General features: G+C 38.4%; 16 protein-coding genes. 8 read left to right on the top strand and 8 right to left on the bottom strand.

Annotated elements, in window-relative coordinates; all coding sequences use genetic code 11:
* The first annotated feature begins 102 nt into the window (after window positions 1-102).
* The 7 genes from GY23_RS09810 to GY23_RS09780 all read left to right on the top strand — a co-directional run bounded on the left by GY23_RS09810 (window position 103) and on the right by GY23_RS09780 (window position 6,834).
* On the top strand, window positions 103-1,008 hold the full coding sequence (locus GY23_RS09810) for an ABC transporter permease (RefSeq protein WP_084544097.1): 906 nt from the start codon (window positions 103-105) through the stop codon (window positions 1,006-1,008).
* 13 nt (window positions 1,009-1,021) lie between these two features.
* Window positions 1,022-1,942, top strand: coding sequence for a nickel ABC transporter permease (gene nikB, locus GY23_RS09805; protein ID WP_075619052.1), 921 nt, complete (start codon window positions 1,022-1,024; stop codon window positions 1,940-1,942).
* Between the two features lie 11 nt (window positions 1,943-1,953).
* The gene (locus GY23_RS09800; protein WP_075619051.1) at window positions 1,954-2,970 is read left to right on the top strand and encodes an ABC transporter ATP-binding protein; all 1,017 of its coding nucleotides are present in this window, start codon (window positions 1,954-1,956) and stop codon (window positions 2,968-2,970) included.
* Window positions 2,967-3,965, top strand: coding sequence for an ABC transporter ATP-binding protein (locus GY23_RS09795; RefSeq protein ID WP_075619050.1), 999 nt, complete (start codon window positions 2,967-2,969; stop codon window positions 3,963-3,965). The genes GY23_RS09800 and GY23_RS09795 overlap by 4 nt, the downstream gene beginning before the upstream one ends.
* A gap of 79 nt (window positions 3,966-4,044) precedes the next feature.
* Window positions 4,045-4,800, top strand: a complete 756-nt coding sequence (locus GY23_RS09790) for a sensor histidine kinase (protein ID WP_139311105.1) — start codon at window positions 4,045-4,047, stop codon at window positions 4,798-4,800.
* Window positions 4,801-4,822: 22 nt separating this feature from the next.
* Complete coding sequence (locus tag GY23_RS09785) at window positions 4,823-5,530, top strand: response regulator transcription factor (RefSeq protein WP_075619048.1); 708 nt, start codon at window positions 4,823-4,825, stop codon at window positions 5,528-5,530.
* A complete protein-coding gene (locus GY23_RS09780) occupies window positions 5,527-6,834 on the top strand; it encodes an SLC5/6 family protein (RefSeq protein WP_075619047.1) in 1,308 nt (435 codons plus the stop codon). Before GY23_RS09785 ends, GY23_RS09780 begins: the two co-directional genes overlap by 4 nt.
* A gap of 133 nt (window positions 6,835-6,967) precedes the next feature.
* Here GY23_RS09780 and GY23_RS09775 read toward each other — a convergent pair whose 3' ends face one another.
* The 5 genes from GY23_RS09775 to GY23_RS09755 form a co-directional block, all read right to left on the bottom strand.
* Complete coding sequence (locus GY23_RS09775) at window positions 6,968-7,243, bottom strand: 2TM domain-containing protein (protein ID WP_075619232.1); 276 nt, start codon at window positions 7,241-7,243, stop codon at window positions 6,968-6,970.
* A 21-nt stretch (window positions 7,244-7,264) separates the two neighbouring features.
* Entirely contained in the window at window positions 7,265-8,035 is a 771-nt protein-coding gene (locus GY23_RS09770; RefSeq protein ID WP_075619046.1) for an amino acid ABC transporter ATP-binding protein, read from the bottom strand.
* A gap of 31 nt (window positions 8,036-8,066) precedes the next feature.
* The gene (locus tag GY23_RS09765; RefSeq protein ID WP_075619045.1) at window positions 8,067-9,266 is read right to left on the bottom strand and encodes an amino acid ABC transporter permease; all 1,200 of its coding nucleotides are present in this window, start codon (window positions 9,264-9,266) and stop codon (window positions 8,067-8,069) included.
* A gap of 5 nt (window positions 9,267-9,271) precedes the next feature.
* Window positions 9,272-10,450 (bottom strand): amino acid ABC transporter permease, encoded by a 1,179-nt coding sequence (locus GY23_RS09760; protein ID WP_075619044.1) that lies wholly within the window; start codon window positions 10,448-10,450, stop codon window positions 9,272-9,274.
* A 119-nt stretch (window positions 10,451-10,569) separates the two neighbouring features.
* Window positions 10,570-11,610 (bottom strand): amino acid ABC transporter substrate-binding protein, encoded by a 1,041-nt coding sequence (locus GY23_RS09755; RefSeq protein WP_075619043.1) that lies wholly within the window; start codon window positions 11,608-11,610, stop codon window positions 10,570-10,572.
* 586 nt (window positions 11,611-12,196) lie between these two features.
* On the opposite strand from GY23_RS09755, the gene GY23_RS18015 reads away from it, so the two are divergent.
* Window positions 12,197-12,349 (top strand): YfhE family protein, encoded by a 153-nt coding sequence (locus GY23_RS18015; RefSeq protein WP_075619042.1) that lies wholly within the window; start codon window positions 12,197-12,199, stop codon window positions 12,347-12,349.
* A gap of 53 nt (window positions 12,350-12,402) precedes the next feature.
* Here GY23_RS18015 and GY23_RS09745 read toward each other — a convergent pair whose 3' ends face one another.
* From GY23_RS09745 to GY23_RS09735, 3 genes are read right to left on the bottom strand one after another with little or no spacing between them, the layout of a single operon-like run.
* On the bottom strand, window positions 12,403-13,134 hold the full coding sequence (locus tag GY23_RS09745; RefSeq protein WP_075619041.1) for an ABC transporter ATP-binding protein: 732 nt from the start codon (window positions 13,132-13,134) through the stop codon (window positions 12,403-12,405).
* Window positions 13,127-13,900 carry an ABC transporter ATP-binding protein gene (locus GY23_RS09740; protein WP_075619040.1) on the bottom strand — a complete coding sequence of 258 codons (774 nt, stop codon included), beginning with the start codon at window positions 13,898-13,900 and terminating at the stop codon, window positions 13,127-13,129. Before GY23_RS09740 ends, GY23_RS09745 begins: the two co-directional genes overlap by 8 nt.
* Window positions 13,872-14,852 carry a branched-chain amino acid ABC transporter permease gene (locus GY23_RS09735; RefSeq protein WP_075619039.1) on the bottom strand — a complete coding sequence of 327 codons (981 nt, stop codon included), beginning with the start codon at window positions 14,850-14,852 and terminating at the stop codon, window positions 13,872-13,874. Before GY23_RS09735 ends, GY23_RS09740 begins: the two co-directional genes overlap by 29 nt.
* Window positions 14,853-14,854 lie beyond the last annotated feature (2 nt).

The raw sequence follows: 14,854 nt of genomic DNA, 5'->3' as shown, positions 1-14,854 counted from the left end.
AATTTTATGACTAATCATTCTATTTCTATTTACTTTCGTTCTTTTCTTTTCTATCTTGAGATTACCTTATTACGAAAAGGAAGAACCAAGGAGGGGTATTAAATGACAGTAAATGCATCATTAGTGGTGGATACAGCAGAATTGTTGTTGGCTAGAAGGCAAGTTCGAAGCGAGAAACGTAAAGCGTTTTTTTCCGCTATCGGTCAAAATAAAGCGGCTGTTGTAGGAGGGATTATTATCCTTCTATATATTTCAATGACTTTTTTGGCGCCAATCTTGGCTCCATATGATCCCTATGAAATTAATTTGAAGGATAAATTACAGAGCCCATCAGGTGACCATTGGATGGGAACGGATGATAAAGGCCGAGATATACTAAGTCGAATCCTATACGGTTCACGTTTATCTTTAGGTGTAGGTTTTTCTTCCGTCTTTTTCGGGGCAAGTATTGGAATTATTCTAGGACTAGTCGCTGGTTATTATGGTAAGTGGATTGATACAATCATCAGCCGCTGTTTGGATGTCATGTTAGCATTCCCAGGAATTTTATTAGCATTAGCAATCATTAGTGCACTTGGGCCAAGTTTAATTAATGTCACAGTTGCAGTAGGTGTGTTCTCTATCCCTCTATTTGCAAGAATTGTTCGAGGTTCCACGATGGAAGTAAAGCAATTGGAGTATATTGATGCAATCAGAACCTTGGGTGCAAATGATTTCATCATCATTTTCCGTCACATTTTCCCAAACATATTATCACCAATTATTGTTCAAGGCACGATGCGCCTTGCGACTGCTATTCTATCAGCCGCAGGCTTGTCCTTTTTGGGGTTAGGCGCACAACCACCATCTCCTGAATGGGGAGCAATGTTATCAAGCGGGCGTGATTTTATTTTCAGTGCTCCTTATATGGCCATTTTTCCAGGTTTAATGATATCAGTTTTAGTTTTAGGTTTTAACTTATTTGGGGACGGATTACGCGATGCCCTGGATCCAAGAATGAAGAAATAGAAGGAGGATTCTTATGTTCTTATTTATTTTAAAACGTTTAGCACAAATTGTCCCTGTCATTTTGGGAGTCACTTTAGTCGTGTTCTTGATAATGCAAATGGTTCCTGGAGATTCAGCCGTTATATTAGCAGGTGAAGGAGCTTCGATTGAAACCGTTGAAGAATTGAGAGAGAATTTAGGTTTAAATAAGCCTCTATATGAACAGTACTTTTCCTATATTGCAAATGTGTTCCAAGGTGATTTTGGTAATTCTTTGAAAAATAACCAACCTGTTTTGGATGAAATTATGATTCGTTTACCAATAACGATGGAACTAGCATTCTTCAGTATATTGATAACCATTGTTCTTGGGTTGATCGCTGGAATCATCTCAGCAATACGTCCCTATTCACTTTCTGATATAGGGGTCATGGTTGTTGCCTTATTGGGTATTTCTCTTCCAAGTTTTTGGTTAGGATTACTTCTAATGTATGTATTCTCTATTAAATTGCAATGGTTACCTGTTGCAGGCTGGGATAGTGCAGCTCATATTATTTTGCCAGCGATTACACTTGGTGCAGGTGGAGCGGCAATTGTTGCACGGATGACCCGCTCAAGTATGCTGGAAGTTGTAGGGCAGGACTATGTTCGAACTGCACGTGCAAAAGGGCTTAAAGAACATGTGATTATTTATAAACATGCTTTAAGAAATGCATTAATCCCTGTCATCACCGTAGTAGGATTACAGTTTGGTAGTTTATTGGGAGGAACAGTTCTAGTAGAATCAGTATTTGCTATAAATGGAATAGGACGAATGATTGTAGACGCGATTCGCACGAGAGATATCCCAATGGTACAAGGCGGCGTTCTAATAGCCTCATTAGTATTTGTGTTCGTGAATCTGCTGGTTGATATCATGTATAGAGTTTTCAATAAACGAATCGATTTGAACTAGGAGGTATAACGATGAAAAATGAGGTTGTCTTGGAAGTGAAAAATTTAAAAACACATTTCATTTCGAAAAAGGGAATTGCAAAAGCTGTTGATGGTATCGATTTTGTTTTAAGAAGAGGAGAGACTCTTGGAATTGTTGGGGAGTCCGGTTGCGGAAAATCTATGACATCTTTATCAATTTTGCGTCTGATTCCATCACCTCCCGGGAAAATTGTAGATGGTGAAATACTCTTGAATGGCAAAGATTTAGTCAAGATGTCCAATGAGGAGTTACGTAAAATCAGAGGAAATCAAATTTCGATGATTTTTCAGGAGCCTATGACAAGCTTAAATCCAGTCATTCCTGTAGGAGAACAAATTGCTGAAGCATTGAGATTGCACCAAGGGTTATCTAAAAGACAGGCTTGGGATAAATCAGTTGAAATGATTGGTTTAGTCGGGATACCTTCTCCCGAAAAGAGAGCGAAGCAGGAACCTTTTCAACTTAGTGGGGGAATGAGACAGCGAATCATGATTGCCATGGCTTTAGCTTGTACCCCGGAAGTCTTAATTGCAGATGAACCAACAACTGCATTGGATGTAACCATTCAGGCACAAATTTTGGAGATCATGAAAGATCTCCAAAAGAAAATTGGAATGGGGATTATCTTTATTACGCATGACTTAGGCGTAGTAGCTGAGATGTGCGATCAAGTAGGAGTTATGTATGCTGGGCAAATTGTTGAGCACCAAAACTCAGCTACTCTTTTTAGAAATCCATTACATCCATATACACAAGGATTAATTGGTTCACTTCCCAAATTGTACGAAAATCAAGAGGAACTTCAAATTATTGAAGGAACCGTGCCAAGTCCATATGACTATCCAGACGGATGCCGTTTCGCGGAAAGATGTCCTTTCGCACAAAAAATGTGTATCGAAAAGCAACCAGAGTTAATCCAATACGATGAAGACATGAAGGTAAGATGTTGGAAGTATACCGCTCAATGGCAAGAAGAGAGTTCATCAAGAGAGATGGTGACACAATGAAAACTACCGAGATAGAGAAACAACCAATCTTGCAAGTTAGTGGATTGAAGCAGCATTTTGTGTTGAAAAAAGAAGTGATATTTCAGTCCAAACAAGTTGTAAAAGCAGTGGATGGAATCAGTTTTGACCTGTTTCCAGGGGAAACACTAAGCATAGTGGGAGAGTCTGGATGCGGTAAATCAACAACGGGAAGATCAATCTTACGATTAGACGAACCTACAGAGGGAAATGTGTTATTTAAAGGTCAATCTCTCACGAAAATGAATAAAAGAGAATTACGTAATATTCGAGGCGATATTCAAGTGATTTTCCAGGATCCATATGCTTCGTTAAATCCGAGAAGAACGATTCGTCAAATGCTGGAAGAAGCAATGGCTATTCAAAAAGTTCTCCCGCCGAATCAGAGGGAATCCCGTATGCTGGAACTGATGAAGCATGTGGGCTTGAGACCAGAGTATCTTGAACGCTATCCACATGAATTTTCAGGTGGTCAAAGGCAACGTATAGGCATTGCGAGAGCACTGGCTGTCAATCCTAAAATCATTATCTGTGACGAGGCAGTTTCTGCACTGGATGTATCCATTCAAGCTCAAATTTTGAACTTGCTCAAAAAACTTCAAAAGGATTTTGATTTGACCTTTTTATTTATTTCCCACGACTTAAGTGTAGTCCGACATATTTCTGACAGAGTGATGGTTATGTATTTAGGAAAGATAGTAGAGCTTTCGGATACAGCATCACTATTTAAGAATCCACTGCATCCATATACAAAAGCACTATTGTCGGCTATTCCAGTAACAGATCAAACACAAAGGAAAGAACGAATCATTCTGAAAGGTGATGTTCCATCGCCAATAAATCCCCCAGCTGGATGCAGGTTCCATACGCGTTGTCCTTTTGCAACAGATCTTTGTCAGAGCGAAGAACCGATATTAAGAGAATCGCAAAATCAGCATTTTGTTGCTTGTCACTACGCTGAGAATTTATCTTCTTAAGATTTAGATATCGTGTTATATTCAGTCTAGGTAAATTAGTATTGGAAGAAAAATTGTTAAGATTAGAAAGGACGTATGCATGATGATGCCATTGGAATCTTTTTCATTATACGTCTTGATTTGCGTATTAGCTCCTCTAGTAGGGGCTTTTACACTTTCATTTGTCATGATTTTCGAGAGGCAGATAGATAATCTACCAAAAGAAGCGACCAAACTTGAGATGGAAAAGGAATTGCAAAATGCGCATTACGATCAGTTGAATCAGCAAATTCAGCCACATTTTTTCTTTAATACTCTAAATACGATGCTAAGCTTGGCACGTCTAGATAGAAAAGATGAACTGATCAAGGGATTAGAAGTTATGGCCAAGTTCTTTAAGTTTAAGTATATTAACCATCCTTCGCTTATTAAACTGGAAGTTGAATTGACATATGTGAAAAATTATTTAGAAATACAAAGATTGAGATTTGGAGAACGTCTCACGTTGACCCAGGATATTGAAGAGCAATGTGGAACATCTCTATTACCTCCATTTATCATTCAGACCATTGTGGAAAATGCCTTTAAACACGGTTTTGAAAAATATAGTGGCCCTGCTATGTTAAGGATAAATATCTATCATTCTGAAGGGTTTCTATATATCGAGGTTTGGAATACACATCTTATTCAGCCAATTAATGAGAAAATAGACTATAAACCACGCGAAGAAGGTTATGGGATAAGAAATATACAAAAACGACTGGAATTGTTATTTCCTGAACAAGTGACATCATTAGTCATGAGACACATTGGAAATGAAACCGTAGTTGAAGTGAAATTTCCACTTACCAAATAATTAGAGTGGGAGGAGGGTGTACTTGAATATTCTACTTGTGGACGATGAGGCATTGGAATTAGATCAACTAGAATATATTATGAAAGCCCATTTTTCAAATTGGACATTTTATAAGGCAGTGGATGCTTCAATTGCTATTCAGTTAGCTAAAAAAGTCAAAATATCTTTGGCTTTTCTGGATATTCAAATGCCTGGTAAAAATGGGTTGGAACTCGCAAAGGAATTAAAGAAGAACTATGAGATGGATATTATTATTGTTACGGCGTTTCAATCGTTTGAATATGCACAGTCTTCTTTAAGAATTGGTGTTAATGATTATTTAACAAAACCTATAGTGGAAAGTGAACTATTGATGTTTCTTGAAAAGTATAGGAAATGGAGCACGCAGAACGACTCCATTCAAGAAGTTTTACATATTATTCGTGAAGAGTTTCATGAAAAATTAAGTCTAGGTTTAATTGCCAATCGCATTCATATGAATGCTACCTATTTAAGTCGAAAGTTTTATGAGGAAATTGGTATCGGTTTTGCAGATTATTTAAATACGTACAGACTTGAGAATGCAAAGAAATTATTAATTGAAAATAAGAATTTAAGTATGTCGGTTATAGCAGAAAAAACGGGCTTTAATAGTCAACATTATTTTAGTGCAATTTTTAAAAAGCAATTTGGTATGACTCCTTCTGAATATCGTACAAATCCAAAAAGAAAAAAAGACCATATCACATGAAAACCTATCAACACTATATTACTGGTTCGTTAATCTTTGGTGTGTCCACAGGCATGATCAGTCTCTTAGCACGATGGATAACAGGGAATGCCATACTATCATCTCCAGAATCGCTTGTTAAATATGGGCTGTTGGGGGGCATTGGTTATTCACTAGTAGGGGCAATGTCCATTTTTTCTTTTGGGATTATGGCAACAAAAATAAGAAATAGATTTCCTGACTTTGAAACGATTGGCGATTTATTTCAACAACGACTAAAAAAAGATGGATATTGGATTATGACTATCATCGTTCTTTTTCTTGGTTTAGATTCTCTGTTCATGCAAGCAGTTGGGGCGGCCGTGTTGTTTGATTTGTTGTTCGAGATTCCTTTTACAGTTTCTCTTTTTTTATTCTTCCTATATTGTTTTGTTATTGCCGGATTAGGAGGAATGAAATGGATTCACAGATTTGAAGGGGTTTCCGTATTCTTTATCTTTGCCGCCATCATCTTTATTCCGCTATATTTCTTTATACAAGAAGGTGCATTTGCAGTATACGATGGCATTCGCTTATACCATCCATATTTATTGTTCACTAAAAACCAAGAAGGTTATTTATTTATTGTTACGTTCATGTTAGTTGCATTTGGACAAATTTTGACGGACCGTGCTACTTGGCAAAGGCTTTATATGATTGAACAGAAAAAATTACGTATGACTTTCTGGTCTACAGCATTTGTATGGAGTACCATACCAATGGCACTATCAGCGATGTTGATGATTGTTATATTCGACGGTCCTTTTGATGCAACATACTCTCTTTTGTTTCAATTAATAACAAAAATCGATCCAGTGTTCCTATCAGTTCTGTTTTTCTTATTTTTTTTCGGTACTTTATCCACGACGATTCATGCAGAGCTGCATGCGACGACGATTCACGTTGTTAAGCACATCCGGCTCCCATTTAAAAAAGGGATGACGGACAGAAAAATGAGACAGGAATCCTATGTGTTTTCAGGGGTTTTACTAATGTGCCTCTTAATTATTACTCATTTTGTTCAATTCAACTTACTGGAATTTCTTTTTTTCTATGGTCATCTTTATGCTGCCGCGATACCTGTCATGCTAACAATTCTATTATCAAAACGTGTGATTTCCAGGATGCTACCGTATTCAATCATAATTGGGTGGACTTTGGGCGTCACCGTATTTAACGAGTTCAGTCCCCTGCAAACAATATGGATTAGTTTTGCAATTTCATCATTTGTTTCAGTGCTATCGATGTTGTTTGCAGAAGTGGAATTATACGTGAGAAAAAATTAATGGGAAAAATGTTAAAAATAATCACGTGGTTATGTAGTGCTAATTCCCGCCAATACAAAAATATTTGATAATACCGTTCATACTGGCCATAATTCACCCCCCCTCAGGAGCTGAAGGGGGGAATTGTGTTTAATTAGTATTTTTTCTTGTCTTTCTCCATGTATTCCTTGATCTTTCTTGATTCCCAATCAGATCCGAATCCACTTGCAAATGTTGTTAAACCATGTATAAATAGCCCGACTCCCCAGCCGCCAAGTGGATATAAAAACCACCAAATTTCAGGATTGGTCAATAAGTTGATAGCCAAAAGTAGCATATTCACAAAAATATAAACCGTTAAATGAATATAAAATGCTTTTAACATCTCCATCTTTTTTTTTGCTCGTACATACTTCTGGTCTTTTTCTATCTTCATCAGCTCCATTAAACTTTATAAAATCTGAGATAGGAAAAGCTTGGTTCTTTCATGTTTTGGATTGTCAAACAATTCATTAGGAGTGCCAATTTCAATGATTTCTCCAAAATCAAATAGCACAATCCGATCGGCAACTTCACGAGCGAAGTTCATTTCATGCGTAACGACCAACATCGTTATTCCAGATCCGGCTAATGTTTTTATAACATCCAATACTTCCTTTATCATTTCAGGATCTAATGCTGACGTCGGTTCATCAAATAACATGATTTTAGGTTGCATGGCTAATGCTCTGGCAATGGCAACCCGTTGTTGTTGACCACCTGAGAGCTGCCCAGGATATTTATGGGCCTGTTCAGGAATACCCACACGTTCGAGCAATTCCATCGCAACTTTTTCAGCCTTGGCTTTCGGCCATTTCCGAACCCAAATAGGTGCCAAGGTGATATTCTTTAAAATGGTCATATGAGGGAACAGATTGAAAGATTGAAAGACCATTCCTGTTTCTTTACGTATGGATTCGATATCAGCAATATCGTTGGATAAAGGAATTCCGTCAACCGTTATCGAACCTTTTTGAATTTCTTCTAGCCCATTAACCGTGCGGATAAATGTGGACTTTCCGGAACCAGAAGGTCCTAATATTACCACGACTTCTCCTTGTTTCACATTTAGGGAGACATCTTTTAATACATGGAGACTGCCGAACCATTTATTCAATTGATTACAAATGACTATATCTTGTCTCTGATCGAGAGGGGTATCTGATTTGAATTTTTCTAACATACACGTACCTCCTTGGATTGAGTTATTCTACTTATCGTTTGCCAACGCCAAGAGATTGTTCAATTCTGCGGCTGGCGTAAGACATTAAATTACAGAAGATAAGGAAGACGAGTGCAACGAAAATAAATACTTCCATCTGGGTGCCTAAAAACTCCGGATTGGAAATGATGTTCTTACCCATACCGAGTAAATCTGTTAATCCTACAATTGCTACGAGTGAAGTATCTTTAAATATTCCTATAAATGACCCAACCATAGCGGGTATAACAGCTCGCAATGCTTGAGGTAAGATAATAAATGTCATCTTAATCGTGGTATTCAAGCCAAGAGCTTCTGCTGCTTCAAATTGACCCCGAGGGATAGATTGCAACCCACCACGGATATTTTCTGCTAAATAGGCTGCGGTAAATAGCGTGAATCCTACCATGGCTCTGAAGACATTATCGATGTCTATCCCGTTGCCCAAAAACAGAGGTAACATCAATTGAGCTACAAATAATATTGTAATCAATGGAACACCGCGAATTAATTCGATATACCCAATACTGAACCATCGTACGATTGGCAGTTTACTCCTTCTTCCTAAAGCGAGTAACAGACCTATAGGGAAGGAGAAAACAATCGCAACGATAGCAATCAGTAATGTTAGTAAGAACCCCCCCCAAAGATTCGACCCCACATGATTGAGTACGCCAAATCCATTGAGTAGAAATATAGTAATGGGGAACATCAGGAACCATCCAATGAGTGTGGATTTCTTTAACTTTGACCATTTTTTTCCTACTGCATAAGTAGCTCCTATTACTGCAATATTTATGAGCAACCATATGCGGGTTTCCATCAGGATAAAAGGTAAGCAACCTACAATGAAATACATACTAGTCACAGCAATTGTTAGATGACCCATCGTTCCTTTCCATAATCCCCAGGAAAGTCCGATTAGAAAAGAAACAAGAGTTAAACAAATCCAAACTCGCCACAATTCTGCAATCGGGTATTGACCGACTATTAGCAATCTGAAGTTGGCAGAAATAACATGCCAATTGGCCGTTAAGAATATCCATTTTACAGAACCTATTCCAATAAACGTAATAATCGTGGCAAATACAAATGTCAAAATCGTGTTTAACCAACTACTGAATAAGTTTTTCTTTAGCCAATCTAGAGTCCCAGTTGATGGATGATAAGGTGATTTTTGAGGTTTCTTTGTTAGTAATTTATTTTTATCCATATCGATCACCTCTCTACCAGTTGAGAGTATTTGTTAAATATATTCATCAAGAGTGATGTCAATAAGCTCATTGATAAGTAAACGAGAATGACGATTGAAATGACTTCAACACTTTTTCCTGTTTGACTGAGTATCGTAATTCCAACTCCAAATATTTCTGGGTAAGCAACCGCTGCAGCTAAACTTGAATTTTTAATAAGATTTAAATATTGACTCGTTAGTGGTGGAATAATGATTCGAATAGCCTGAGGTAGAATTATGAGCCTGAGTATGGTGGAACTCTTCAGACCCAACGCTTTTGCTGCTTCGACTTGTCCTTTTGAAACGGCCAAAATGCCGCCACGAACAATTTCGGCAATATAAGAAGCGGTGTACATGACAAGGGCTACTAAAAGTGCACAAAATCCTGGTCCAATCGTATAACCACCAACAAACCCACGACCGACGATTTCTGGGATGCTTAGAAGAAGCGGCAATTCGAATGTAATCAACCATGCAATGGCTAATGAGCTAATAAATGAACCGATTGACCAGAAAAATGGGTATTTGTTCTGTCCAGTTTCTACTTGTTGATTGAGTTTAATCTTCCATACAATAACCGATAGAATGAGACCCGCAATGAGGAAAAGGAACCAAACAAATGAAGATGAAGTTAACTCAAACCACGGAATGACTGTCCCTCTATTGCTAAAGAAGAATAATCCAAATGAATTTAAGCTTTTTTCAATAGTAGGAAAGCTTAAGAATACAGCATAAAACCAAATGAAAATTTGGACTAGAAGAGGAGTATTACGGAAAACTTCAACATATACAGAAGCCACTGATCTTGCTAGCCAGTTGTTGGATAATCGAGCAACACCTACGATGAATCCTAGAATTGTAGCAAAGATTATTCCAATAAAGGCCACTCTTATCGTATTTAATATCCCTACAAAAAAAGCCTTGCCATAGGTATCGGTCGAGGAAAACGAAACTATCTTGTCACCTATGTCGAATTGAGCCATCTTGCTTAGAAAGTCATAGCCAAAACTAATTCCGATTTGTCTCATGCTTTCAACGGCATTCAATAAAAAGATGGTTCCAATCAAAATAACAATCATGGCAAATATGGCCTGAAGAAGGAGTGGAATCACTCGTTTATCGCGCCAAAAGGGAGTGGTCATCAAAGTAGAATGTTTTTTCATGTATGGTTCACCTCACATACGAATTTTATTGAAAATAATAGGCCTGCTCCTTCATTCAACAAGGTGTGCAGGCCTTATTTACTTGAAACTACAACTGGTAGTTACACATGAAATGGAATTTATCGGAAAGGTGGTGAATAATGTAGACCACCCTCTGTCCAAAGGCTGTTGAGGCCACGCTCTAAATCAAATATTGTATCTGGTCCAAGATGACGATTATATACTTCTCCATAGTTACCAACAGCCTTGATCACTTGTACAGCAAAGTCCTTAGGTAATCCGAGTTGCTCTCCCAAGTCCCCTTCAACACCCAGGAAGCGACGGATTTCAGGATCTTCGCTATCCAGGAACGTATCAACATTATCTTGGGTAATGCCATACTCTTCAGCTTGAATTAACGTGTAGACGGTCCATGTCACAACGCCTTGCCATTTAGAGTCGCCATCTTTTACGGATGGAGCAAGAGGTTCTTTCGATATGACCTCAGATAAAATAACATGATCATCTGGAACGGATAGGGTAGTTCTGCGTGAAACAAGTGCAGAGCGATCTGTTGTATATGCATCTACACTACCTTGCTCATAAGCAGCAACCGCAGCATCCTGACTATCAAATACGACAGGTTCATAACTGATACCTAATTTACGCATTTGGTCAGCCAGATTGAGTTCCGTTGTAGTGCCGGACTCAACCGAAATACGGGCTCCTTCCAAATCCTCCAAACTTTCAATTCCACTATCTTTACGAACAATCATCCCTTGCCCGTCATAAAACGTAACAGGTGCAAAAGCAAGTCCTACAGACGCATCCCGTGAAGTAGTAAGAGTCGTGTTTCTTGCCAATACATCGACTTCACCTGTTTGAACAGCAATGAATCGTTCTTCCGCGGATAAAGGTCTGAATTCAACAGCGGTTGCATCTCCAAAGACCGCGGCTGCAATTGCTTTTGTAATATCCACATCCATACCTGAATAACTACCATCTGATTCTACATAGCCAAAACCAGGTATATCAGCGTTGACACCGCCAACTACTTTACCACGTTCCTTGATCACCTCAAGTCGTGACTTAGTTACCTTGGCCTCTTTTTCTGAACATCCAGCTAACACAACCGAAAATACGAGTAAAAAACTTAGTAATGCGATTAATCTTCTTCTCATGTGATGCCCCCCATTTTTGTTTGTCTGCACAGTAACTATTTTTCTATTAATCTGTTATCGATTTGTTGGACAAGTAGATTAATAAACCTAGTTAAAACAATAGTATGTTTACAAATGAAAGATAATTCTGAATATTTAATCCGAATCCCGAAATATCAACTGTTTCAATACTCATATCCACACCCAAACACTAAATTTGTTCACAGATTAATGTTTAAGCTGCTAGATAACTTCTATAAAGAATTGTTGGATTAGTAGGTAGCGGCAGAAGAAATATTCAGCGGATTTCTTTTTATTAAAAGCAATGTTATATTATGCGGTTTTTAATCGTACATTTGCGCTAGCCGCCGTTGCGCATGAACATTCAAGTATGAAAATCACATACTTGTGGGCTTCCTGCTGTGCGCACTTTCTTTTTTTTATTCAACATCAACAACACTCCTTAACAAGTCTATAAAATGAAAAAGTAGGGAACTAATGCATTAATTATCCAAAGATATAAATATTTTTTAGAATTCCACTGTATAAAAATGCCGATTGATTGAAGACTAATTATCATTCTGGAATTTTGAAAGGAGCAAAGAAGATGAAGCCGAAGAAAGAACCGCATGAACAGTTGACCACAAAAAACAATGGACTTTCTGCTACGCAAGAAGTTTTGTATGACGAGGAATTCAGAAAATCTGATAAAGCTAATAAAGTTCAGGACAAAGAGGGAAATGAAAAAAGAAATTTATAAAGCAATTTATAGCATGCCAAAAGCCCTCTATTAAGAGGGCTTCTGAATTTACATTATGAACGGACACTTTCAACTGTACTTGCTCTTTTCCCAAGATAAGCTTCCACAATTCTTGGGTCTTCCAATAAATCTTTAGCCTCACCGTTGAAAATTACTTTTCCTGTTTCCATTACATAGCCATAATCAGCAACTTTAAGTGCTTGTTTGGCATTTTGTTCTACCAACAATACCGTCGTTCCATTGTTTTTTATTTCTCTGATCAATTTAAAAATGTCTGCTACGATAAGCGGGGCCAAACCCATGGAAGGCTCATCCAGCAACAATAGCTTCGGTTTTGAAAGCAATGCACGCGCTATTGCCAGCATTTGCTGTTGTCCACCTGAAAGGGTACCACCTAGCTGTTCTCTTCTTTCCTCCAATATAGGAAATTGAGCCATTACAGATTCGATGTCTTTCTTAATTTCATTATCTTTGCGATGATACGCGCCCATTTCCAGGTTCTCATATACAGACATGCTTGAAAGGATTGCACGACCTTCGGGAACAAGTGCAATTCCTTTTCTGAGAAGCTGATCGGGTCTTAGTCCTGTAATATCTTCTCCAAGGAACTCGACTTTTCCGAGTTTCGGTTTTAATAAACCAGAGATGGTTTTCATGGTTGTTGTTTTACCGGCACCATTTGCACCGAGTAGGGTTACTACTTGACCTTCATTTACTTCCAGGCTGATGCCTTTCAAGGCTTGGATTTTCCCGTAATAAGTTTCGATACCTGATACTTTAAGCAATCTGATCCTCCTCCTCCGATCCGAGGTATGCTTCAATGACAGCTTGATTGTTCTGAATTTCCTCTGGTGTTCCTTCAGCCAGTTTTTTACCGAAGTTCAATACAGCAATCCGGTCACAGAGCTTCATGACGAAGGGCATATCATGTTCGATTAATAGCACAGTTACGCCTCTTTTTTGCACTTTTTTAATCAGGTCGAATAGGTCGTCTGTTTCGGACTCGTTCATTCCTGCAGCCGGTTCATCCAACAATAATAATTTAGGATTACTCGCTAACGCACGCGCTATTTCCAGTCTTCTTTGTTGACCGTAGGACAAGTTTTCCGCAATGGTATCTCGGTAATCGGCTAACCCCACCAATTCCAATAGCTCTAGTGATTTTGCATGCATTTCATTTTCTTCATTGCATTGTTTCTTAGTTCGAAACACACTGTGCAGGACACCTGATTTACTTCGGCAATGACCTCCAACCAAAACGTTTTCTAAGACAGACATTTGTGAAAAAAGACGAATATTCTGGAATGTTCGACATATTCCTTTTTCGGTAATTTTATGTGGCTTTATCCCAGAGATGTTTTCGCCTAGAAAACTGATTTCCCCGGAAGTGGGGAGGAACATGTTAGTGATAATATTGAACATGGTCGTTTTACCAGCTCCATTCGGACCGATTAATCCGAAAATCTGTCCTTGTTCAATTTTGAAAGAAACATCGGTTAAGGCAGAGATACCACCAAAGTTCTTAGTTATTTTTGTTAATTCTAGTACCATGGTTGGTCCCCCTTTTCGATTTCAAATTCTTCTTGAACCAATTTAAAACTGACGCATCGATGATCCCTTGTGGTCGGAATGCCATCATCAATACGAGGATAGCACCATAAATCATATAACGATATTCACTGATAAAACGTAATGCTTCTGGTAAAAGTGTTAGGAAAGTGGCTCCAAAGACAGCACCCAATATGACTTCACTACCTCCGAAGACGGAAAAGATCAGGATTTCAATAGCACGGTGATAAGCAAAATCGGCAGGACTGATATAAGCGAGAACATGAGCATATAAAGCTCCTGCAAAACCAGCTAAAACAGCTCCTTGTGCAAAAGATAATACTTTATAGTACGTAATATTCAATCCCATGGCCTCCGCTGCTTTTTCATCCATTTTGATGGCAGCAAAAGCACGTCCAATACGAGATTTGTTTTGTCTTGTAAAGAACCAAATGAGGATAATATTAATTAGAACTAAAATGAGGAGAACGAGTAAATAAATGAACTGATTATTCTTTAAGCCAATCATGTCAGGATCAAAGCCGATATCCTTGAAGAATCTCAGGAGTTCTCTGCCCATATGGGGGATACCAGATAATCCAATTGATCCACGTGTTACGGATTCCCAGTTTACGAAGATGATACGCACGACTTCACCAAAGCCCAGAGTTGCAATTGCCAGGTATACTCCTTGCAATCGTAGGGCAGGAATTCCGATTAAAATACCAATAATACCGGCAACCACGGCACCTGCGAGTATACCGACAATGATTGGCAATTCAAAATGGATGGTCAGTAAAGCAGAAGTGTACGCGCCAATCCCCATAAATCCGGCGCTTCCCAAGGAGAGTTGCCCCGAGGAGAGTGTTATGTAAATGCTGATTGCCAGAATGATATTGATCATGATAAAAGCAGCGACTTGTAAATAATATGGATTTAATATTTCTCCTAACATAT

Source organism: Paenisporosarcina indica, assembly GCF_001939075.1.
GTDB classification, from domain to species: domain Bacteria; phylum Bacillota; class Bacilli; order Bacillales_A; family Planococcaceae; genus Paenisporosarcina; species Paenisporosarcina indica.
The sequence above is the reverse complement of the archived record's forward strand: the minus strand, read 5'-3'. Positions and strand labels throughout refer to the sequence as shown.